The sequence below is a fragment of the Niabella beijingensis genome (assembly GCF_020034665.1).
GTDB classification, from domain to species: Bacteria; Bacteroidota; Bacteroidia; order Chitinophagales; family Chitinophagaceae; genus Niabella; species Niabella beijingensis.
On record NZ_JAIQDI010000001.1, the window covers coordinates 2,384,423 to 2,405,229 of the forward strand.

At 47.7% G+C, this 20,807-nt stretch carries 20 protein-coding genes; 6 read left to right on the top strand and 14 right to left on the bottom strand.

All coding sequences use genetic code 11. The features are described 5' to 3' along the window. The first annotated feature begins 51 nt into the window (after positions 1 to 51). A complete protein-coding gene (locus K7B07_RS09940) occupies positions 52 to 1,230 on the top strand; it encodes a TlpA family protein disulfide reductase (RefSeq protein WP_223709307.1) in 1,179 nt (392 codons plus the stop codon). 2 nt (positions 1,231 to 1,232) lie between these two features. On the opposite strand, the gene K7B07_RS09945 is transcribed toward K7B07_RS09940, so the two are convergent. The 6 genes from K7B07_RS09945 to K7B07_RS09970 all read right to left on the bottom strand — a co-directional run bounded on the left by K7B07_RS09945 (position 1,233) and on the right by K7B07_RS09970 (position 9,507). Next, positions 1,233 to 2,714: a S41 family peptidase gene (locus K7B07_RS09945; RefSeq protein WP_223709308.1), complete on the bottom strand. Its 1,482-nt coding sequence runs from the start codon at positions 2,712 to 2,714 to the stop codon at positions 1,233 to 1,235. A gap of 66 nt (positions 2,715 to 2,780) precedes the next feature. After that, entirely contained in the window at positions 2,781 to 3,839 is a 1,059-nt protein-coding gene (locus K7B07_RS09950; RefSeq protein WP_223709309.1) for a tetratricopeptide repeat protein, read from the bottom strand. Positions 3,840 to 3,876: 37 nt separating this feature from the next. Continuing rightward, positions 3,877 to 6,264 carry a TonB-dependent receptor gene (locus tag K7B07_RS09955; protein ID WP_223711357.1) on the bottom strand — a complete coding sequence of 796 codons (2,388 nt, stop codon included), beginning with the start codon at positions 6,262 to 6,264 and terminating at the stop codon, positions 3,877 to 3,879. Positions 6,265 to 6,451: 187 nt separating this feature from the next. Further along, positions 6,452 to 7,606: a helix-turn-helix domain-containing protein gene (locus tag K7B07_RS09960; protein ID WP_223709310.1), complete on the bottom strand. Its 1,155-nt coding sequence runs from the start codon at positions 7,604 to 7,606 to the stop codon at positions 6,452 to 6,454. 33 nt (positions 7,607 to 7,639) lie between these two features. Next, positions 7,640 to 8,668: a thiamine-phosphate kinase gene (thiL, locus tag K7B07_RS09965; protein ID WP_223709312.1), complete on the bottom strand. Its 1,029-nt coding sequence runs from the start codon at positions 8,666 to 8,668 to the stop codon at positions 7,640 to 7,642. 53 nt (positions 8,669 to 8,721) lie between these two features. Next, a complete protein-coding gene (locus K7B07_RS09970; protein WP_223709314.1) occupies positions 8,722 to 9,507 on the bottom strand; it encodes an inositol monophosphatase family protein in 786 nt (261 codons plus the stop codon). A gap of 157 nt (positions 9,508 to 9,664) precedes the next feature. Between K7B07_RS09970 and K7B07_RS09975 the strand changes: the two genes are divergently transcribed. From K7B07_RS09975 to mtgA, 4 genes are all read left to right on the top strand, one after another. Further along, positions 9,665 to 10,801 (top strand): glycosyltransferase family 2 protein, encoded by a 1,137-nt coding sequence (locus K7B07_RS09975; RefSeq protein WP_223709315.1) that lies wholly within the window; start codon positions 9,665 to 9,667, stop codon positions 10,799 to 10,801. A 250-nt stretch (positions 10,802 to 11,051) separates the two neighbouring features. After that, positions 11,052 to 12,581, top strand: coding sequence for a GH3 family acyl-acid amido synthetase (locus K7B07_RS09980; protein WP_223709317.1), 1,530 nt, complete (start codon positions 11,052 to 11,054; stop codon positions 12,579 to 12,581). A 39-nt stretch (positions 12,582 to 12,620) separates the two neighbouring features. Further along, a complete protein-coding gene (locus K7B07_RS09985) occupies positions 12,621 to 13,241 on the top strand; it encodes a LysE family translocator (RefSeq protein WP_223709319.1) in 621 nt (206 codons plus the stop codon). A gap of 64 nt (positions 13,242 to 13,305) precedes the next feature. Then, positions 13,306 to 14,001 carry a monofunctional biosynthetic peptidoglycan transglycosylase gene (mtgA, locus tag K7B07_RS09990; RefSeq protein ID WP_223709321.1) on the top strand — a complete coding sequence of 232 codons (696 nt, stop codon included), beginning with the start codon at positions 13,306 to 13,308 and terminating at the stop codon, positions 13,999 to 14,001. Here the strand turns inward: mtgA and K7B07_RS09995 are convergent. From K7B07_RS09995 to K7B07_RS10030, 8 genes are all read right to left on the bottom strand, one after another. Continuing rightward, complete coding sequence (locus tag K7B07_RS09995) at positions 13,998 to 14,393, bottom strand: hypothetical protein (protein ID WP_223709322.1); 396 nt, start codon at positions 14,391 to 14,393, stop codon at positions 13,998 to 14,000. The two genes, mtgA and K7B07_RS09995, sit on opposite strands and share 4 nt — an antisense overlap. 95 nt (positions 14,394 to 14,488) lie before the next feature. Beyond that, positions 14,489 to 15,202 carry a LytR/AlgR family response regulator transcription factor gene (locus K7B07_RS10000; RefSeq protein WP_223709323.1) on the bottom strand — a complete coding sequence of 238 codons (714 nt, stop codon included), beginning with the start codon at positions 15,200 to 15,202 and terminating at the stop codon, positions 14,489 to 14,491. Positions 15,203 to 15,362: 160 nt separating this feature from the next. Beyond that, a complete protein-coding gene (gene atpA / locus K7B07_RS10005) occupies positions 15,363 to 16,943 on the bottom strand; it encodes a F0F1 ATP synthase subunit alpha (RefSeq protein WP_223709324.1) in 1,581 nt (526 codons plus the stop codon). A 250-nt stretch (positions 16,944 to 17,193) separates the two neighbouring features. Then, positions 17,194 to 17,664, bottom strand: coding sequence for a DUF4920 domain-containing protein (locus tag K7B07_RS10010; protein ID WP_223709325.1), 471 nt, complete (start codon positions 17,662 to 17,664; stop codon positions 17,194 to 17,196). Positions 17,665 to 17,682: 18 nt separating this feature from the next. Beyond that, positions 17,683 to 17,913 carry a 4a-hydroxytetrahydrobiopterin dehydratase gene (locus K7B07_RS10015; RefSeq protein WP_223709326.1) on the bottom strand — a complete coding sequence of 77 codons (231 nt, stop codon included), beginning with the start codon at positions 17,911 to 17,913 and terminating at the stop codon, positions 17,683 to 17,685. Between the two features lie 10 nt (positions 17,914 to 17,923). Further along, a complete protein-coding gene (locus K7B07_RS10020; RefSeq protein WP_223709327.1) occupies positions 17,924 to 18,367 on the bottom strand; it encodes an IPExxxVDY family protein in 444 nt (147 codons plus the stop codon). 166 nt (positions 18,368 to 18,533) lie between these two features. Continuing rightward, positions 18,534 to 19,430, bottom strand: a complete 897-nt coding sequence (locus K7B07_RS10025; RefSeq protein ID WP_223709329.1) for a nucleotidyltransferase domain-containing protein — start codon at positions 19,428 to 19,430, stop codon at positions 18,534 to 18,536. 48 nt (positions 19,431 to 19,478) lie between these two features. Further along, a complete protein-coding gene (locus K7B07_RS10030) occupies positions 19,479 to 20,216 on the bottom strand; it encodes a phytanoyl-CoA dioxygenase family protein (protein ID WP_223709330.1) in 738 nt (245 codons plus the stop codon). Between the two features lie 149 nt (positions 20,217 to 20,365). Between K7B07_RS10030 and K7B07_RS10035 the strand changes: the two genes are divergently transcribed. Then, positions 20,366 to 20,794 (top strand): phage tail protein, encoded by a 429-nt coding sequence (locus K7B07_RS10035; RefSeq protein ID WP_223709332.1) that lies wholly within the window; start codon positions 20,366 to 20,368, stop codon positions 20,792 to 20,794. Positions 20,795 to 20,807 lie beyond the last annotated feature (13 nt).

Sequence of the window (20,807 nt, forward strand, 5' to 3'; positions counted from 1 at the left end):
ACCATGGCAGACGCCATCATGATGAAATGAAATGCGTTCTATCTTTAATAAATGAAGCAACGCAGCCTTTACTTTTTGCTCCCTTTGTACCTGCTTTATGCCGAAAATGCATACGGACAAAACAGCTCAAATAAGGGAATGGAGATTCTGAACACGATGCTGTCAAAATTTGCTGATGCCAAAAATCTGCAATTTGAAGAAACAAGGGAATCAAAGAGCCCGTTCAATACGGATACTACCCTGCTTAACAGCCGGTATATTTTTTTCTTTGATGAGCAAGGTTTCATAAAAAATGCAGATATAACCACCCGTACCGCGCTTTATAAAAACAGAGTAATCATAACGGATTCGGCTGCATATTTTTACGATTTTGAAGACAGTACCTATACCCGCAAGCCGGGATCTGACGGGTATTCGGGAAACGTTTCCGATATCGGCGCACTGTTGTATTCCTTAAAAAAGATCCTTACAAACAACCCCGGTCGTGTATCGTTAAAAAAAGATACCGTTATTCAGCATAAAGCCTGCTACGTGGTGCTTGTAAACAGCTTTGACTCGATCATCGACGGCCGGCGGAACTTCACTAACCAGACAATTGTCATTGATAAAAAAAGCTACTTACCCCTGATGCAGCTGCACACCGGCAGCGGCCTTGCGGAAAAGCCGGGTCTGACGGAATTCACATTTGTCGACTTTTATGAGAAGTCCTCCTATACGAATATCCGCATCAATGAACTTCACACTAATCCCTTATTAACCTTTGCCGGTCTGCCGGGCTTTACTCCTTATGTACCGAAAACACTTTTAAGCGCAGGTACACCAACACCAGCCTGGTATGGAGTAACTGTGCAAGGAGATTCCGTTTCATCAGAAAGCGGTTTGGGAAAAGTGGTACTGCTGTATTTGTCTGGTATCGGCTGTCCGGCAGCCCAGGCTTCCATCCGGACAATCAATCATATTGCTGCAACCTTTGCTCCGGACCGGTTTGTTATCTTTGGTATTTACGATGACGGAAAGAAAAGCCTGCAAACATATATACAACAGCACAGCCTTCTTTATCCCATAATTTTTAACGGGCGGGCGATCAAAAAGAAATTCAATGCGCCCGGCTCTCCCTATTTTTACATTCTCGATAAAACCGGGAATGTGGCCTATGCGCAAACCGGCTGGGGCCCGGAGACAGAAAAGATGTTGACGGAAAAGATCCGCAACCTGCTCATTGCCCCGTAATGCTATTCCTTATACCTGCTATTTATCCGTTCCTTTGCTTTTTCCATTTTATAATCGATCCCCTTCCGGATGGCTTCAACCGTAGGCCCCACCCATATCTCCGGCTGCACACCCTGTCCGTCTTTGGGAAGGGTCTTATCAACTACCATATGGAATAAGGGCAGGCGGAACCGGACCTTTGTATGCGGCAGTGTTACATCGGGTATCAGCAATGCCGTATTTCCGTATGCCCCGCCGCCCGTAGACTCGCCCAATACGATGATGTTTTCCTGTTTCCGCAGTGCGCCTATTGCAAGTGAAGTAGCCGAAAAGGAGTTGCCGCCACTCAGCAGGTAAACGGTGCCTTTGTAATGATTTGTTTTCCGCGGCCGGAAATAATGTTTTTCATACCAGGAAAAATGATAAAAGCCATCCGCTTTTTTATGCGTAACAAAACGCATGAACCACTTCAGGGCCCGGTCGTTACTAATGAAGCTGCTATAGGCAGAGTGTCTTGTCGCTGCATAAAGCGAGTCCGCAAGTTTAAAGCGCTTACTGCTGAGGTATTTTATAAACAGGTTGGAGTTATTAACCCTTCCGCCTCCATTACTTCTCAGGTCTACAATAAGATGCTCAATTTTTTTACGGTTCAGCCGGCGGAAGGATCTTCTGAAAAAGGAGCGCAGCCCAAGATGTTCCGAAAAACTGTTGAGCTCCATAACGGCAAATCTGCCGCTGCTGTCGATCTGTAGCGAGCGCTGTTCGTTCAGCCGGTCCCGGCGCGGCTGTTTTTGTTTGCGTTTGGATTGCGCCACCGGCTTTCGCGTGGTATCCACCGGCTGCCTGTACGGCTTCAGCGTATCCTCATGTACTGTGCCGGTGCTGTCGCGGAAGCGGATACGCAGGTCTTTCGGCCAGCCGTATACCCAGGAGTACAGCGTTCCGAAATAAGTACCGGTGCTCAGGCGCTGATCGCGGGCGATCCGGTTGCCGCCATCGGCAGAAAGGTATTGCCGCAGACTGTCCAGCACCCGGGCCACCGGCCGGTCTCCGATGGCTTCTATCAATACACCCCGGATCAGGTTGCTGTCGTTCTTAAATACATTGTAGGCAACCGCCACCGTATCGTTCCAGGTTTTTATATACAGGGGAAATACCGGTTTGCTGCGCAATGTATCGATATACTTTGTATATTTTTTTGATGCCCTTACGGAGGTATGCCCGCACTGTATCTGCGCAGCCACCCGGGTCAGTATCTTACGGAACTCCTGTTCCGTCATACTGTCCCCCAGTTGCCGGAGGCCTGCTTCAAAGACACTGTCCAGCGAAGACCTGGCAGTGTACCAGTACAGAGAAGGATGCCGTTCTTCCAGGATATTCCGGAAAAGCCGGTAATCGGCCGCCAGTTGCTGCGGACTGAATTTCCTTCCGGGGTCAAATGCCCGCCTGCCTGTACTACAGGAAACCAGCATTGATCCGAAAAGTAAAATGCACCACCATTTCATTAAAACACGTTTTTAGCCGGAGGCCTTTCAAACGGGTGCAAACTACAATTTATGTGTTACATATCATCAGGGCTTTAACCCGTTAACAGAATAGATGTCCCTTGTTCTAAAATAACCTGCCCAATCATAGTTCTTAAACCGGTCCTGGTCAGCCGCGCTCATTTTATGACAGCTGGAGCAGTTGTAGCCGGAACTGGCGATAATGACATTATCGATCCCCTGCTGGGTCTGATCCAAAAATACCGTGGTATTCCGTTCGGCATTCTCAATCCTTTTTTCCAGCACCTCCTTAAACGCCCAGCTGTTGTAATTGGGCGAGGCTTTTGCCAGCGCATATATCTTTTTAGCCGTTGCATGATCTCCCGTTCGTACGATCATATCTCCCATGTTTAAAAAATAGCCTTCAATATTATGCGGGGCGATCCAGCTGTTATAGCAGGCCCTTTTTTTGCCCAGGTTATGACCCGAAAGATCCTTGTTGATGAATTCCTGGATTGCCGGGTTCGCCCGGTCAACAGAGGCCGTATAACAGTCTTCCAGGGTGGTCCATTGCCATTCCAGTGCCTGCTGGAAAGGAGGCGACTGTGTGGGAAAGCCGGAAAAAGTGACCCCAATGGTGAATTTATTAAACTGCGGCCAGGCAGTAATAGACTCCAGCCCTTTGGCATATCCCTGCTGCTGCAGTTCATCGGATTGGGTAATGGAGGCCAGGGCCATTTCCGCATCTGCCAGGAAACCCAGCAGCCGCTTGTCGTTGGGGTTCATCTCGTACGCTTTTGCAAAATACTTACGGGCATCGGCCACATGACCGGGGATCTCCTGCGGGGGTATGCCGCCCCGCAACCCTTCGGAAAGCAGCCAGAAACGGGCAAATCCCAGGTGGGCAGTGGCAATCAGGTTGGTGGAATCTTCCCGGTACTGCTGTTCCAGCTTACTGATCACAGTCTTTACATTTTCAACGCTCCCATTGTGGAACTGCTCCCAGAAATAACGATTCTGCGGATCGTTGACCCGCTCATATACTTTATCAAAAGCCGATTTTTCAGTTTTGCTCTTTCTGCAGGAAAGAATGGACAGGGTGCCTGCTATGGCAAAGCAGGTAATAACAAGGATACTTTTTTTCATTCTCGGTCTATTAATTTGTGTAAACAATAAAAATTTTCTAAAACGTAAAGCGGAAATAGGGCACTACCAGGATGCCCGGCTGGTACTGGTTCACTACCCTTTGTGTTTTCCGGTCGTACAGTTGTACAAAAAGATGCTGGCGGTTGGTAACGTTGCGCAGGTCAACACCGCCTTCAAGAGTCGAGCGTTTAAAATTCCGGCGTCCTCCCAGTTTAAGATCTGTACGGAAGTACGGCGCCTGTTTTATGGAATACGGGTTCCTTTCCTCATCATAGATGGTGCCCCTGCCCGAGGCAGAAGCAGCCACATCCACCGGCGAAGCATATCGCCCGCCCATAACGGTCATCCGGAGGCTTACGGAAAAAATATGCTGATCGCCTTCCAGGCGGAAATCTTTTCCCGCAAGCATATTCGCAACATAATTATTGTTAAAAGTGGTGTTCCGCTCTATGCCATCGCTGCCCTTGTACTTCGACTGGAACAAACTGCCGGTTATTAAAAAATAATAATGATGGCTGAAGGATTTTTCCAGGGTAAGATCCAAACCATAGTTGGCGCCCGTACCGTTATTCACCAGGCTGTCCTTTAAAATAAGTCCAAAACCACTACCCTCATTCAGCATCGAAAAACCGGAAGGATAGCGCGTCACCGGCACATGCGACAGTCGTTGATAGTACGCCTCTGTCTTCAGCTGCACAGAGGGAGCGAACCGGTTGGCATAACTCAGCACAAATTGCCGGCTGCGGGTAAAGCCCAGCTGCCGGTTGGTATACACGGGCTGCTCATTGCTATAGGACCGTTTAAAATAAACAACCGGGGGTTGCATTTGTGAATGATCCCCGTAAGCAACGCTGATCGTTTGACGGCCCGGCAGCTCGTACTGCAGGGATGCGCGTGGTTCAACAGCACCGGATCCGTTCAGCATCAGCCGCTGGTAATGCAAACCGGCGATGAGGGTTAACCGTTCCGTAAACCGGTGTTTGAGCTGGCTATATGTCTGTAATAGTGCGGTATTCGTGTTTTCATCGATCTGGATGGTTTCTGATTCATCATCGCCATAGATCCGCTTATCAAACAGCTGGTACTTAAAAGCAGTTGCATTAAGCCCTGAAAGAAGATTTGTTCTGGGGCTGAATTTATGCGCCAGTGTGTACGCGATCTCATACCGGGTGGTTTTAAAATGAGTTTCACCGGTGCGATAGGCTTCCCGGGTTTGCTCACTGATGGAGTCAGCCAGGTTCTTCTCTGTAGCCCGGTTGACCCCAATGCTGAGCTTCCCGAAGGTTCTCCGGCTGAAATTGGATTCCAGGTTGAGTCCGGCTATACCTGTAAAAAAACGCGAAAACAGATTGGTATGCTCTGCCCCGTAAAGATTCTTATTGTTTACCGTATCGGCTTCATTGCCCAGGAAATCTATTTTGCTGGGGCCGCCCATTCCCCAAATGGAAAGCGTATGCTTTGCCGACAGCGGGATATAGACCTTAAAGTTCAGATCCTGATACTGGGGAATGGCAGCACCGGTGCCCACATTGAACCCGATGGCCTGCAGTATCCCAACGGTTGAATACCGGTAATTGACCAGGTAGGAGGCCTTGCTTTTCCGGGAAAAAGGGCCTTCGATGCCCGCCTCGAACCCGGAAAAGCTGATCTCTCCAACGGCCTCCGTTCTTTCGGGATTCCCGTTCCGCAGGCGCAGATCAAATACCCCGCCCAGGGCATTTCCATACTGCGCCGGAAAAGCACCGGCAATAAAATCCGATTTTGCCAGGTTGTTGGCATTTAAGATACTTACGGGGCCGCCGGTGCTCACCAGGGATCCGTAATGATTGGGATTGGCAATGTTGATCCCCTCCAGCTGCCATAACAGCCCCAGGGGAGAATTACCACGCACCACAATATCATTACGGCCATCCGATGCATTGGCCACCCCTGCCATCCCGCTGATCATACGGGCCGGATCACCGATCGACCCGGCAAAACGGCGGGTATCCGCGGGATTAAATAGGGTTCCGCTCACCGCGATCAGTTCATTATTCAATGCCTGTTTGCCCCGGGTTTGAACGATCACCTCATCTAAAAGGGTGGTTTTTTCCGTCAGCAGTATTGTCAATTGTTCCTCCTTCCCAGCGGTTATCAGTACCTCCGGGACGGTATAGGACTCATAACCGGTATGCGTAATCACAAAACTGTACCGGCCCAGGGGTACATCCAATTTAAAATAGCCGTCTTTATCAGACCGGCACTCTGCAGGGTCAGTATCCAAAACAGCTATCGTGGCATCCCCGACCGGGAACCGGGTTACAGCATCCAGAACCCGCCCCCGCACTGACTGGGTCCCGGTGGTTTGCGCCATCAACAGGGATTGACTAAAAAACAGCGCAAAAAGAGACAGGATTGCCCTCCTGTAAAAAACAGCCGGATTCATTTGCACAAAAACAAGTTTAAAAGAGATAAGAATTGATTTTCTGCAAATATGGGTGCCGGAAATGCGCAAATCGCCCCATCAAATAGGGTGGCACCTCTAAAAACGACTGTTTTTGTTAATGAATTCTTAAAGCCCCCGGGGATCCATGAGCGCTGTTGATCTGAAACAATAAACCGGAGTCAGCAGGTCACAAATCAATGTGCCGGTTTTTCAGATACTCAGACGGTGACTGGCCGGTAAATTTTTTAAAATTCCGGTTAAAAGAAGATTTGGAATTAAAGCCGCATTCAAAAGCCAGCGATAACAGGGTATAGTTTTGATTATCGGGATGCCTTACGATCTTTTTAAACTCCTCTACCCGCAATTCATTGATATAGTCATAGAAGCTCTTTTCGACCCGGGAGTTGATGACCTGCGACAGGGTGCCGCTATGGATATCCAGTTGTTCGGCCACATCTCCCAGCGTCAGTTCCGCGTTCTTAAATAAGCGGGTATCCTGCATCAGGTCATTGAGACGCTGGTGTATCTCTGCTGCCTCCTCCCCGGTCAGTGTCGACTTTTCATATTTTACTTTTTCAGGCACCGTATTTTTCATAAGCAGGGCTGCCGGCTGCAGCATAGCGCCGGGTACCGGATCTTCATACGGCGGGCCCGGAGCCGGTTCGCTGCCTGCAGTTCTCCGGTTAAAAATACCTTCCTGCCGCACCCCAAAAAATCCGATAAAAAATATAAAAAGGGAAACGGAAATATAGAGGGTTTGCTCAGTGCGGTAAAATATTACAAAAAACCAGATAACCCCTATTCCTCCTATAAGGTAGCGCAGCCAGTTCAATGAGATTTTCCCGGTGTAAGAAAACTGTCCTGCAATATTTTTCCGGTGACGTTTCAGCAATACCAATGCCGCAATAATGTATACCACTCCTGAAATGATAAGGGCGATGGTATGCCCCATTATTATGCCCCTGAGCCCGGGCGCGCCATGCTCATAGGCATATAATTTTTGTCCGGGGTTCATTAACAGCAAAGGAACCCACAATACATAATCGGCAAAAAATGGCAGAAAATGCCAGATCCACCGGTACTTATGTTGTTGCTGATTGGTAAGATATAAGGTATATAAATACAGGAACGGACCATGGATAAACGGAAAGGGCAGCTCCCAGCCTAATATCCCCGGCACATTCTTGTAGCTGCCCGAAACAAAGAGGTAGAGGTACCCCAGATGGATCGTAGCCAGAAACTGCCATGCCGTAAGGATCTTATCGGCGGTGGTTTTTTGCGGCTTCGCTATCAGCAGTATCAACAGGTATACAGATACAATGATCCCCGTAAGGTATAGCATGGTTTTGTCTATCGTTTATTTTTCATCCAATGGTTACCCGATCGGGTTCCAGCCCTGGGCGGTGATCTCATGCCGGCTGCCTCCTTTGGTAATAATATGAGCGCCTTCACTTGCGTCCGTCATATACCCGATGATGCTGATGGCCGGGTTCGCGTTAATTTTTTCATAGTCGGCCTGTGGTACGGTAAACAGTAATTCATAATCCTCGCCCCCGCTCAGTGCACAGGCAGTCGGATCGATTTCGAATTTGAATGCGGCATTCCGGGTTTCATCGGCTACCGGTATCTTGTCCTCATACAATACACAACCCAGCTGGCTGTCCTTACAGATATGCAGGATCTCCGAGCTCAACCCATCGCTGATGTCCATCATTGCCGAGGGCAACAGGGACTCTTCTGCAAAAAATTCAACAATATCTTTTCGGGCTTCGGGTTTCAATAACCGGCCGATCACATAGGTTTCTCCTTCAAGATCCGGCTGCACTTTCGGGCTTTCCAGGAAGATCTTCTTTTCGCGCTCCAGGAACAGCAGGCCCACATAGGCGGCTCCCAGATCGCCGCTGACACAGAGCAGGTCTCCTTTTTTTGCTGTATTTCTTTTTACAAATTTATCGGGGGTTACTTCACCGATGGCGGTAACAGAAATCACAAACCCTTTTTGAGAGGTAGTGGTATCCCCGCCCACCAGGTCTACTCCGTAATGACTGCAGGCGGCATATACCCCTTCATAAAATTCATCCAGTGCCTCCAGACTGAAGCGGTTGCTGATGCCGATACCCATGATGATCTGGGTAGGAGTGGCATTCATCGCGTATATGTCGCTCAGGTTCACCACAACAGATTTATACCCCAGGTGTTTTAACGGCGTATACATCAGGTCGAAGTGGACGCCTTCCAGAAGCAGGTCGGTAGTAACAACGGTCTGTTTTCCAAAATGATCAATTACAGCAGCATCATCACCCACCCCCAGCAGGGAGGAAACGTTCTGCAGTTCTATATTTTTTGTCAGGTGGTCGATCAGACCAAATTCACCCAGCTCCGACAATTCTGTACGTTCACTCATTTTAATCGGTCGTTTTTATACGTTTTTAATGCTCCTCTTTTTCCGGGAGGTTATCAGCCGTTGGCGGCAGCAACATTATTAATGATCGCCAGCAACTCATCGTGTATCCTTCCGTTCGTAGCCAGGATGCGGTGCTGGTACGGAGAGAACTTACCACCATTAAAATCCGTCACTTTTCCACCCGCCTCTTCCACGATCAGGTACCCGGCCGCGCTGTCCCAGGCTTCCAGCTTGTGCTCATAAAACCCGTCGAACCGGCCGGCAGCCACCCAGCAAAGGTCAATAGCCGCAGCACCCAGCCGGCGTACCGGAACTCCTTCCTTTATAAACCGCTCAAAGACCTGTAATGGTCCGTTTTCCATATTTATATACACATAGGGAAATCCCGTTACCAGGCAGGACCGCATCGCCTCTGTTTCCTCACTTACTTTTAAAGGCAGGCCGTTTAACGTTGCCCCTTTGCCTTTTTCCGCAAAGAACAATTCATTCATGTGCGGGTTGTAAACCATTCCTAAAATGATCTCTTTTTTATATTCCACTCCAACCGACACACAGTTTATCGGGATCCCATGCGCAAAATTAATGGTGCCGTCCAGCGGATCAATGATCCATTTGTAATCCGATTCCTGCACCAGTTCCCCGCTTTCCTCGGTTAAAATAAAATGATCCGGATAATGGCTGCGGATCACCTCTATAATGGCCCTTTCCGATGCATGGTCGGCATCTGTAACCAGGTTATTGCGCCCTTCTTTATGCTGTATCGAAAACGACTGTTGAAAATAACGGGTCAGTTCTGCTGCGCCGGCCCTTACTGCTGCTTCTAAAACGGTTGCTAACATAGGGCCAAAGATAGCGATTTAGCTTTCAGACTTCAGAATAGAGCGCTGAGATTTGAGACACAAATAGCTTAATTCCCGGATCTCAACGCTCAATACTCAATTCCTGCAGATGAATGAATTCATTTACATTTGCACACTGCTCCTGATATGCCAAGCAATGACCCTTTCCATTATCATAGTCAGTTATAATGTCAAGTATTTTTTAGAGCAATGCCTGTTGTCCGTACAACGTGCGGCAAAAGATATCGCCACAGAGGTGATCGTGATCGACAATTGCTCCGCCGATGGCAGCCCGGAGTACCTGAAACCACTTTTTCCCGGGGTACAGTTCATCAGCAACAGCAAAAACTACGGTTTTGGAAAAGCCTGTAACCAGGGGCTGCGCCGTTCGAAAGGAACCTTTGTGCTGTTCCTTAACCCGGATACGCTTGTCCCGGAAGATTGTTTTGAAAAATGCCTGGAGGTTTTTGAACAAAAAGAAGAAGTGGGAGCACTTGGCATCCGGATGATCAACGGCAAAGGAGCCTTCCTGAAAGAATCCAAACGGGGTTTTCCTTCCTTTTCAGCCTCTTTTTTTAAACTCTCAGGCATCAGCCGGCTCTTTCCCGGTTCAAAAACAGCAGACCGGTATTATCTGGGACATCTGGACGATAAAAAAGATCAATACACGGAAGTGCTTGCAGGTGCTTTTATGCTGATCCCGAGGCGGGTGCTTGACAAAACAGGTGGGTTTGATGAGGCTTTCTTTATGTATGGAGAAGATATTGACCTGAGCTACCGCATTATGCAGGCCGGTTATAAGAACTATTATCTTTCCGCTCCGTCCATCATTCATTTCAAAGGGGAAAGCACTTCCAGGAACAGCCTGCAGTATATCAGGAATTTTTACCGGGCCATGAGCATCTTTGTCAGCAAACATTACCGGGGTATAAAGGGTGCCGGACTTCGTCTGATGGCACAGCCCGGAATATGGGGTCATGCAGCATTTACCTTTATAAGAGAAGGACTGCGCTCCAGGAAAAAGACATCGCCGGCCGGAAACCGGAAAATAGTGGTTGGCACCGAAACTACAGCGGCAAGGCTGGCACAGCAGTTTTTTGCAGTCCCGCCGGATTTTCTCCTTTTGTCCCCGGGTCGGGAACAGCTTTACACCGTGTTGGGATCCGATCCCTCCGCTTCCGTATACCTGTGTGAAGCGGATCTTTCTTTTTCTGAGCTCATCCGGATCACAGAAAAAAGCAAACACCCGCGGCTCTATTTTTACAGCGGCCGCAGCCTGATCACTTCAGGTTGAACGGCCCCTTTACCGGATACTGCTGCGCGGCCGGGAATTCCGTGCGTTGCTAACAACTGTATGGTTCCTATTGGTTTTATAGTTACCTTGCAACCCTTATAATGTTCTCTTTTGCAGGGAATACCGCCATAGATCAGGGTAATATACAATATCTGTAAGCGGGAGATGCACAAGCGGTACAGTTTATGTTTATATTTAGTATATCGGCAAGCAAAAGCGTATCTTTGCCGGTTACAGTAGTTAGTAGAATATGGCATCAATAATAGATATTAAATTACCACGATCGATTGCCAGTGCGCTGCGACTTCCTAAGCGTAATGCAAAAACACAGCAACGAAGAGTACTAAAAAAACTCTTAAAAAAGGCAAGATTTACAGAATTTGGCCAACAATACCGGTTTGATGAGATCCTGCTTTCAAAAAACATCGAAAAAAGCTTTCAAAAACTGGTTCCTGTTTATGATTATAACAAGATCTATGAGCACTGGTGGGTAAAAACCCTGGAAGGCAAACCGGATATTACCTGGCCGGGAAAGATCAAATATTATGCACTGAGTTCCGGAACCTCTGAAGCATCCAGCAAATACATACCTGTAACCGAAGACCTGCTGAAAAGCAATACCATCAACTATATTAAACAACTGATCAGCGTTTTCGGGTATAAACAGGCCAATAAAAAATCACTGACCAAAGATTTTCTTATTATCGGCGGTGCCACCAATCTTCAAAAGGGAGAGGCCGGCTGGTTTGCCGGTGATCTGAGCGGTATCCTTGCCAAAAAACGGCCTTTCTGGTTTCAGACATTTTATAAACCCGGTGGCCGTATCGCAGCCATAGCCGACTGGAACCAGAAGCTGAATGAAATCGTAGACAATGCCCATAAATGGGATATCGGTTATATTGTGGGTGTACCGGCCTGGTGCCAAATGTGTATGGAAATGGTCATTGAGCGATATAAACTGGCAAATATTCATGAAATATGGCCAAACTTTGGTGTTTTCGTTCACGGAGGAGTAGCATTTGAGCCCTATAAAAAATCCTTTGACAAATTGCTGGGCAAACCGATCATTTATGTGGAGAACTACCTGTCGAGCGAGGGATTTATCGGATATAAAATGAAGGAAGACCGCGGCATTCAGCTGGTGACCGATAACAATATCTTTTTTGAATTTGTACCCTTTGATAACTGCAATTTTGATGCGGAGGGCACCATGGTGGATCATCCCGAAGCAAAACTGATCGACGAAGTGGAAGTGGGGAAGGAATACGCGCTGCTGATGAGCACCAATGCAGGAAGCTGGCGTTATCTTATCGGAGATACCATAAAATTCCTGGATAAAGAAAAGGCTGAGCTGATCATAACCGGAAGAACCAAACATTTTTTAAGCCTGGTGGGCGAACACCTGAGTGTGGAGAATATGAACCGGGCCATTCAGGATACCAATGATCATTTTAATATCAGCATACAGGAATATACCGTTATCGGCTTCCCCTATGAGGGCTACTTTGCCCATCGCTGGTATGTAGCAACCAGTGATCCGGTGAACAATGAGGAGCTCATTGCGTTTATTGATAATAAGCTTCGCGAGATCAATGATGATTACGCCACGGAGAGAACCAGTGCATTAAAGGAAGTATTTATAGAAGTGCTGCCCCCTGAAACATTTATGAAATTTATGGAACTCAAAGGCAAGCTCGGAAGCCAGCATAAATTTCCAAGGGTGATGAAAGGCCGTATGCTTCTTGACTGGGAAAATTTTTTAAAAACAGGACGAATTTAACGTCCTTTTTAAAAACTTCGGCTATATTGTTACGCAATTATGATTGAAGCCTTTATTAAAGGAATAACCATGGGTCTGCTGCTCTGCATTGCAGTAGGGCCGGTACTCTTCTCAGTCATCAAACACAGCATTAATGTGGGACACCGCGGGGGACTGGCCTTTGTGCTGGGTGTTTCCGCAAGCGACACCACCCTGGCCTTTATCAGCAATTTTTTTTCACAGTTTTTTACAAGCCTCAGCTCGCAGAAGGTAGCCATCAGCATAGTGGGCAGCACCTTCCTTATTGTGCTGGGCATTTACTATGCTTTTTTTAAAAAGATCCGGATCCGCGACCGCATCAAAAGAACGCCGCCGGTTTTCCGGAAGCGCGACTATCTGCAGCTGTTCCTCTCCGGCTTTTTTCTCAATACCCTCAACCCCGGCATATTCATTTTCTGGCTTACTGCTTCCACCACGTTTATCACACATACCATCAATGAACGGATCGTTATTTTTATAACGGCACTCCTTATTGTTCTGGCTACAGATATCGCCAAGGTAATGCTGGCCAATAAAATCCGCACGCGGCTTACACCACGGAATATTCATTTACTAAACAGGGTCAATGGTTTTGTTTTAATGTGCTTTGGCATTGCCCTGATCATCCGGCTGGTGATATAAAAAGAAACGGAATAATGCGCCGGCTTTGTTATTTTTATGAAAACAATGGGGCTGTTTAAATAAGATGAAGGTTCTTAAAGGCATATGGAAATGGGGCAAGCGGTTATTTGTTGTGTTGTTCGTAGGCCAGTTGATCTATATCGTGCTGCTTAAATGGGTCAATCCTCCTGTTACGCTTACACAGATCGGCAGTATGCTGAATGGCAGGGGCTTTCACCAGCAGAACAGGTCTGCTGCCTATGTATCGGAAAACGCCCGGCTGGCGGTGATTGCATCGGAAGACCAGCTGTTTCCGGACCATAACGGCTTCGACTGGAAACAGATACAGAAGGCGATTGAGTACAATCAGAAAAAACCGGGCAGGATCCGGGGTGCCAGCACCATCAGCCAGCAAACAGCAAAAAATGTATTCCTCTGGCAGGGCAAGGGCTGGATCCGGAAAAGTCTTGAAGCTTATTTCACCTTTATGATCGAAAAAATCTGGGGTAAAAAGCGCATCCTTGAAGTGTACCTGAATGTAGCAGAAATGGGCAGCGGCATCTTCGGTATCGAACAGGCAGCCCAGGACTATTTTAATAAACCGGCGGCAAACCTCTCCGCCTTTGAGGCTGCTGCCATTGCCGCAGCACTGCCCAACCCGGTACAGCGGAAGGTAAAACCCATGGCACCGGAAGTATCCCGGCGTGCCCGGCAAATTGTACAGCAAATGAATTTTCTGAAACCGGACCGGGACATTCAAAAGATCATCCGGGAAAATTAAGGCCGGGTAACCGGTTCTGGTTTCAGGTCTTTCACCAGGGTGTTGATGTTTTCCAAAAACGCGCTCCAGTATTCATCATCACCATCGAGTGTTCCCCGTTTTTCTAAAAAAGCCTCTCCTTTGCCCAGTATCATGTGGTAAAGTACATGCCCCGGACCCAGCGGTGAAAATGTGGATTTTACCCGGTGCAGCAGCCGTTTCATCTCATTTATGTCATGATGAGCCATGGCCGTGCTTAACTGGGACGCGTCTTTTTTCCATTGGCTTTTTATCTCCCTTAATATATCGTTCACCGCATACGAATCATCGCCCAGCAGTGCTCGCAGATAATGGAGGCTGGTGTATGGTACTTCTTTATTATTAGGCATGGGCTCTGTCATGATTGCTAGCATTTGTCAATCTGTTTATTTTTAGGGTCAGGGGCATTCAAACGCATCATGCCGGGGAGCATCATGCTTAATTTTATAGAGGGTTCAACGTTTTGTTTTTATAAAAGATGCAGCTTTGCGAGCAGTGCGTCCTTATAACTTTCAGAGACGGGTATCGGTTGATTTTTAATATAAACGAGCCTGTTTTCGATGTATTCCACCTTATCAATGGCAATAACATAGCTTCGGTGTACCCTTACAAACTTGTCTGTAGAGAATTTATCCTCAATCGTCTTCAGGCTTCCGTGCACCATATAGGTTTTATCGGGCAAATTAAACTGCACATAGTCGCCTTTGGCCTCCATCCACAGGATATCTTCTACATTTATCTTACGGATCACCTTGTTTTCCTTTATAAACAAATGCTTGGGAGTTATGGCATCCGCCTGCTGCGATTGTTTAAACCGGATCAGCTCCTGTACCTTGTCAATCGCGGCAAGCACCCTTGTAAGCGTAAAAGGTTTTACAAGATAATCCACAACGTTCAGCTCAAATGCTTCAACGGCATATTGTTCTTTTGCGGTGGTAAGAATTGTGTGCGGGCGGTTCGGCAATAGCTTCAGTAATTCCAATCCGTTCATCTCCGGCATCTCCACATCCAGAAAGAGCACATCGACATGATTGAATTCCAGAAAACTCTTTGCCTCAAGCGCACTTTCGCATTCCCCCACTACCTCCACGGCATTCACATTTCGAAGGATCTTTCTTAAAATAACCCGAGCTACTTTATTATCGTCAACCAATAAGCATATCAGAGGGCCCTTCGCATTCATTTATAACATGTAAAGTTTGTTAAAATTACGAAAAACTAATGATTTGTAAAAAATTAGGACAGTCTTTCGGGTTAAAATTAGAGTATATTTTAATACAAAAACACCTGTGTTCATAAAAAAAGGCCACTATAAGTGACCTTTTAACTATTTCGGGTATTTTTTACTTTTTATACTGCGGGATGATGCTGTTGGCCAGCTCCACCATTTGTTTCAGCCCTTCTTCCGGAAGATTCCCTTTCTTAAATTCTCCCAGTACTTCGGGGTATTTATTTTCCATTTCCAGCAGGAAATGCTCTTCAAACTCTTTTACCTTATTTACCAGAACATCTTTGATCAGACCGTTGGTACCCAGGTAAATGATCGCCACTTGTTTTTCCACCGGATAGGGAGAATACTGCGGCTGTTTCAGGATCTCCACGTTACGGGCACCCTTATCAATTACATTCTTGGTGGCCGCATCCAGGTCTCCGCCAAATTTTGAGAAGGCTTCCAGCTCGCGGTACAGCGCCTGGTCCAGTTTCAGGGTACCGGCAACTTTCTTCATGGATTTGATCTGTGCGTTACCACCCACACGGCTTACCGAGATACCTACATTGATTGCAGGACGGATACCGGAAAGGAACAATGAAGATTCCAGGAAGATCTGACCATCGGTAATGGAGATCACGTTTGTAGGGATGTAGGCCGATACGTCACCCGCCTGCGTTTCGATGATCGGCAGGGCGGTTAAAGATCCGCCACCTTTTACCAGGTGTTTGATCGAATCCGGCAGATCGTTCATGTTCTTAACGATCTCATCATTATTGATCACTTTTGCCGCTCTTTCCAGCAGACGGCTGTGCAGGTAGAATACATCACCCGGATAGGCTTCACGGCCCGGAGGACGGCGCAGCAGCAGGGATACCTCACGGTAGGCCACCGCCTGTTTGGACAGGTCATCATAGATGATCAGCGCCGGGCGGCCGGTATCACGGAAATATTCCCCGATAGCAGCACCCGCAAACGGAGCATAGAATTGCAGCGGAGCAGGATCAGAAGCAGAAGCCGCAACGATGGTGGTATATTCCATCGCGCCGTTGTCTTCCAGCGTTTTCATCACACCGGCAATGGTTGATGCTTTCTGTCCGATAGCTACATAGATACAATATACAGGCTTACCTGCTTTGAAAAATTCTTTCTGGTTGATGATGGTGTCGATCGCGATCGCGGTCTTACCGGTCTGACGGTCGCCGATGATCAGCTCCCGCTGCCCGCGGCCGATGGGGATCATCGCATCGATCGCTTTGATACCGGTTTGCAGCGGTTCCTTTACCGGTTCCCGGAAAATAACCCCCGGTGCTTTCCGCTCTAACGGCATTTCATACAGCTCGCCGGAAATCGGTCCTTTACCATCAATCGGCTGACCCAGGGTGTTTACCACACGGCCTGTCATGCCTTCGCCCACCTTAATGGACGCGATCTGGTTGGTACGGCGTACTTTGGAACCTTCCTTGATATCTTTTCCTTCACCCATCAATACCACACCCACATTGTCTTCTTCCAGGTTCAGGGCAATTGCGCGTACACCGTCTTCAAACTCAACAAGCTCACCATACCTTACGTTTCCAAGGCCATAAACGCGGGCAATTCCATCACCCACCTGTAATACGGTGCCTATTTCCTCTAAATCGGCCTGGGCGTTGAAGTTGCTCAGCTGTTCCCGCAGGATGGCACTTATTTCGTCTGGTTTTATTTCCGGCATAAATAATGATATTTAATACGTTTTGTTCTTAAAAAACGGCCTAACGCCCGTTTTCAGGCTGCAAAAGTAGTGTATTACCACAATCAGAACAAAAAAATAAACCGGATCTTCATTTTTATTCCCCTAACGGGAATCTGCTTTTTTAACCCCGCAAAACAGCTGCGCAGCTTACGGCAAAACCACAGCCCCCAAGCCCCCGGTAAGGACCTGATCCTATTCATAAAGCCGGGCTTTCCGGGTTGAAGAAATCTTAAAGCACCCGCACTCCGCTGGCTTCAAAACGCACCTGCTTTTCCGGTTTTGTAATGGCGTCGATCTCCGCCTGCGGCTTTTTGGCATCCTCCGCATAGTGTTTTAATTCGTTCACAGACACCAGTTTCTGACGCGCGATGCCATCCAGTACCACGGTTTTTCCGGTAACGGCAGTTGGTACAAAAAAGGCATAATCCTTAAACTTGACCAGCATTTTGGTCTTGTCCGGCAGCTCCATGGTCATCCAGCAGCCTTTTTTCGGACAGACTGCCAAAACGGTTCCCTTTATTTTGGCGGTTATTTTTTCCTCCTTGTCCAGTTTGCGGGATAGTTCATCCAGGGAAACGGCTCCTTTTTCCGTGATCGTTTCACCATAAGTATCTCCTTTCTTTGCCTCACCGGCAGGAGGTTGTGCATATAAAAATGTACCTGTGAGCAAACAGGCGGTCAACAAGCATATAGTTCTCATTATTTAAAAATTTAGCAATTAAAGGCATTTATCTATTTTTTCTGCCAGTTTATGGTCTTTTTCTGTAACAATATCTCCGGCATCATGTGTAGAAAGCCAGATCTCCACTTTATTATAGGTATTGGTCCAGGTGGGATGATGGTCCATTTTTTCGGCCGCAAGCGCCACGCGGGCCATAAAACCAAAAGCGGCATTAAAATCTTTAAAGGAAAAGCTTTTATACAATTTGTTGTCGTTCTCTGTCCACATAACAAAAATTTTAAAAGATCAGGTAATCCTTATTTTTTATTTTTTCATTGGTCAGCTCGGTGATCAGCTGCACTCCGGGTATTTCCCGCAGCCAGGCTTTTACCTGCTCCAGGTATTCGTCCGTAACTGTGTCATTTTTCATCAGCCACAAAAAGTCAAGATGCTTAAACTCCGGCAATAAAAATTCCCCGTCGTGCAGGTTATTATATAAATAATGACAAAGTGAGCTGTTGGGATCGCGGTATTCGTAAACAGAAAAAAAATAAAGCCGCCGCTTTCTTTTCAGTTTTATTTCAATATCATGATTGATCCGGAAGTCCAGTTCCAGTAAATTATTCAGGTTCCAGCAAAACTTATAATCCTTTACCGTCGTCACGATCCCCAGGAGCTTTGTGTCTTCAAAAAACTCTTCCGTGATCTGATCGGTATTTAATGATAGTTTTACGGTGGCCATGGATATATCCGTTTTCCCGGCACAACAGTGCACCGCCCTGCCGGAAAATACGTTGTAAAGGTAGCAAATAATGCGCCGGCATTGCCGGTTCCTCTTCAATAAATCCACAGCGGACCCAATTCCCGGTTGAACACTACCAGTTCCTTACCGTTATTATACCCCCCGCTTATGGCAGCCGGAACAACGGTTGATAAAGATTGCCGGCCAGCGCCGTTACTTCTTTGTGCAATGCATCCAGTAATGCAACATTTTTACCCGGACTGTTCTTGCCGCCGAGCACCTGTTCTATTTTTTCTTTAAGATTCGCGGGGGTCAGCGGCATTTTTTCCAGTTGTGCCACGGCCCGCTTATCGCCCATCGGGTACTGTTCATTCAGCGCGAATAATGCGTCAACGATATTCTTTACAGCTCTTGTCAGGCATCCGGCAGTATTGTACACATCGCCGGATCGTGCAAAATGATCTGCATTCCACAACGTAAATGCCGCCGACCACAGGGATTGCCCTATTACTGTTTCCTTAAGTTTGAACGGATAGACCGCTACTGCCTTTTTCAGCCTCCGGATGATGCCTGAAGGATCCAGTAACGGGATACAATATTTTGTTTCTGCAAGATAAATGACCGAAGAAAATCCATATGGGGGCTGTTGTTCAAAATGATGCTCCCACTCCCCGTTCTGTGCCTTTCCGATCGTGCGGGTCACCTGTTCAATGTTCCGGTAAAGAAAATCGACTTTTCCGGCCCGGGTATGGATCCATGCGCCCCCATTTACCCAGGGGCCCCATTCATAAAAGCCGGTGACTGTTGGTGCTTCTGTTGCAAAATCCCGGGCGATCTCCCGGATATCCCTGGTATCGAACGGATCAGCCGGAGTATAATAAATGCCGATATCCATATCCGAGGTATCGGTGGCGGTACCCTGTGCATAAGAGCCGCCCAGCACAATGGCCGCAACACCCTTTACATCCGCCAGCGCCGTGGTTACCGTCACCAGCAACTCCTGTTTTTCCGGCAACAGCCGGATCCCGGCAGCGGCCATTTGTTCTTCAATAACCGGTCTCATCCTGTAAAGGTACCGTTATCCCTTTAGCATTTCATATCCGGCGATCTGTTATACGATATCCAACCGTTCCGCCCAATTCAATCCGGCGGGTAATTCCATATTTGAAAACTCTATATGAAGCACCCGCCGCGGCCGGTTGTTCACAGTTCGGCCCGAGCTGTGAAGCAGCAGCGGCTTCATGATCATTACGCCACCCCGGGGAACAGAACAGGAATGTTCTTCTTCTGCAGACCAATCGATCTGTTCCGGCCGGAGAATGCCATGACGGTGAGAGCCGGGGACCACTTTCAATGCGCCGTTTCGTTCATCTGTATCATCCAGGTGTATCCGTAATGTAAAAATGTTTTCCAGAACGGGCAGCGGGGGCTGAACCGCAAACTGGTTCTGCTTGAGGGTCCAGGGTCCATATCCGGGAACCGTAGCCTTCCTGTCAACCGAGATCGTAAGATCCTGGTGGTAGCTGACATACCAGTTGGATGCAGCAGGTTTATCAAAATAAATACTTTTTACCACGAAAAAGCTGTCGCCGGAGAGGCGGCTGATGAGTTGTTTCAGCCGGGGGTTGAAGACCATTGCCCGTGTTTCCGGGAGCTCCTTCAGGAATTGCCGGATGGCAAAAAGACCAGCTGATTTGCGGAAGGTGTCCTTTGACGGGTCCGCCTGTTCGATCTTCCCCGCAATCGCCGCAAGTTCATCGGGGATGAAGATATCCGGTGCCACCGCAAATCCATTGGCATCCAGCTCATGCAGCAGCGCATCTGATGGTATTGCTTCTGTACTTCCCATTTCCAAATATACATATAGCCGGCCGCATTGCCTGTGCGGACCGGTCATCAATAAAATCAGCGATGGGCAGGCCCGTCCGTTTGTTGTACATTGGTTCTTTATCCCAAGATCAGGCAATGAATACTCCTGATAAACTCAAAAAACAAGCTATGTCACAACCTGTTTCCCGCTATCATTTTACTGCCGACTGGGGCGGAGCCCGTACCGGGTTTGCTGAAATATCCGGTCTGAATATTGAAATAGAACCGGTCCTCTTCAGAGAAGGTGCCAGTCCGGAAGACCAGATGCGAAAGATACCCGGCCTGCGCAGCTACTCTAATATCCTACTAAAAAGAAATATACTGAAGGGCGACAATGACTTTTTTGACTGGATCAATACCAAACAGATGAACAATATCCAGCGAAGGGATATTACCATCTCCCTGTTGAATGAGCATCATGAGCCTATTGTTGTATGGCGGGCTAAAAATGCCTTCCCGGTAAAATATACAGGACCGGTACTTTATGCAGGAACGGGGCAACTGGCCATGGAAAGCCTGGAGCTGACCCATGAGGGACTGACCGTTATACAACCATGAACCGCACTTCCCG

What these genes read in the sequence shown, in the direction of transcription:
- atpA (WP_223709324.1), bottom strand. Translation starts at nt 16,943, where the DNA reads ATGCCGGAAATAAAACCAGACGAAATAAGTGCCATCCTGCGGGAACAG.
- K7B07_RS09955 (WP_223711357.1), bottom strand. Translation starts at nt 6,264, where the DNA reads ATGAATCCGGCTGTTTTTTACAGGAGGGCAATCCTGTCTCTTTTTGCG.
- K7B07_RS10010 (WP_223709325.1), bottom strand. Translation starts at nt 17,664, where the DNA reads ATGAGAACTATATGCTTGTTGACCGCCTGTTTGCTCACAGGTACATTT.
- mtgA (WP_223709321.1), top strand. Translation starts at nt 13,306, where the DNA reads ATGAAGGTTCTTAAAGGCATATGGAAATGGGGCAAGCGGTTATTTGTT.
- K7B07_RS09970 (WP_223709314.1), bottom strand. Translation starts at nt 9,507, where the DNA reads ATGTTAGCAACCGTTTTAGAAGCAGCAGTAAGGGCCGGCGCAGCAGAA.
- K7B07_RS10020 (WP_223709327.1), bottom strand. Translation starts at nt 18,367, where the DNA reads ATGGCCACCGTAAAACTATCATTAAATACCGATCAGATCACGGAAGAG.
- K7B07_RS09960 (WP_223709310.1), bottom strand. Translation starts at nt 7,606, where the DNA reads ATGCTATACCTTACGGGGATCATTGTATCTGTATACCTGTTGATACTG.
- K7B07_RS09985 (WP_223709319.1), top strand. Translation starts at nt 12,621, where the DNA reads ATGATTGAAGCCTTTATTAAAGGAATAACCATGGGTCTGCTGCTCTGC.
- thiL (WP_223709312.1), bottom strand. Translation starts at nt 8,668, where the DNA reads ATGAGTGAACGTACAGAATTGTCGGAGCTGGGTGAATTTGGTCTGATC.
- K7B07_RS09945 (WP_223709308.1), bottom strand. Translation starts at nt 2,714, where the DNA reads ATGAAATGGTGGTGCATTTTACTTTTCGGATCAATGCTGGTTTCCTGT.
- K7B07_RS10000 (WP_223709323.1), bottom strand. Translation starts at nt 15,202, where the DNA reads ATGAATGCGAAGGGCCCTCTGATATGCTTATTGGTTGACGATAATAAA.
- K7B07_RS09980 (WP_223709317.1), top strand. Translation starts at nt 11,052, where the DNA reads ATGGCATCAATAATAGATATTAAATTACCACGATCGATTGCCAGTGCG.
- K7B07_RS09995 (WP_223709322.1), bottom strand. Translation starts at nt 14,393, where the DNA reads ATGCTAGCAATCATGACAGAGCCCATGCCTAATAATAAAGAAGTACCA.
- K7B07_RS10025 (WP_223709329.1), bottom strand. Translation starts at nt 19,430, where the DNA reads ATGAGACCGGTTATTGAAGAACAAATGGCCGCTGCCGGGATCCGGCTG.
- K7B07_RS10030 (WP_223709330.1), bottom strand. Translation starts at nt 20,216, where the DNA reads ATGGGAAGTACAGAAGCAATACCATCAGATGCGCTGCTGCATGAGCTG.
- K7B07_RS09975 (WP_223709315.1), top strand. Translation starts at nt 9,665, where the DNA reads ATGACCCTTTCCATTATCATAGTCAGTTATAATGTCAAGTATTTTTTA.
- K7B07_RS09940 (WP_223709307.1), top strand. Translation starts at nt 52, where the DNA reads ATGAAGCAACGCAGCCTTTACTTTTTGCTCCCTTTGTACCTGCTTTAT.
- K7B07_RS10035 (WP_223709332.1), top strand. Translation starts at nt 20,366, where the DNA reads ATGTCACAACCTGTTTCCCGCTATCATTTTACTGCCGACTGGGGCGGA.
- K7B07_RS09950 (WP_223709309.1), bottom strand. Translation starts at nt 3,839, where the DNA reads ATGAAAAAAAGTATCCTTGTTATTACCTGCTTTGCCATAGCAGGCACC.
- K7B07_RS10015 (WP_223709326.1), bottom strand. Translation starts at nt 17,913, where the DNA reads ATGTGGACAGAGAACGACAACAAATTGTATAAAAGCTTTTCCTTTAAA.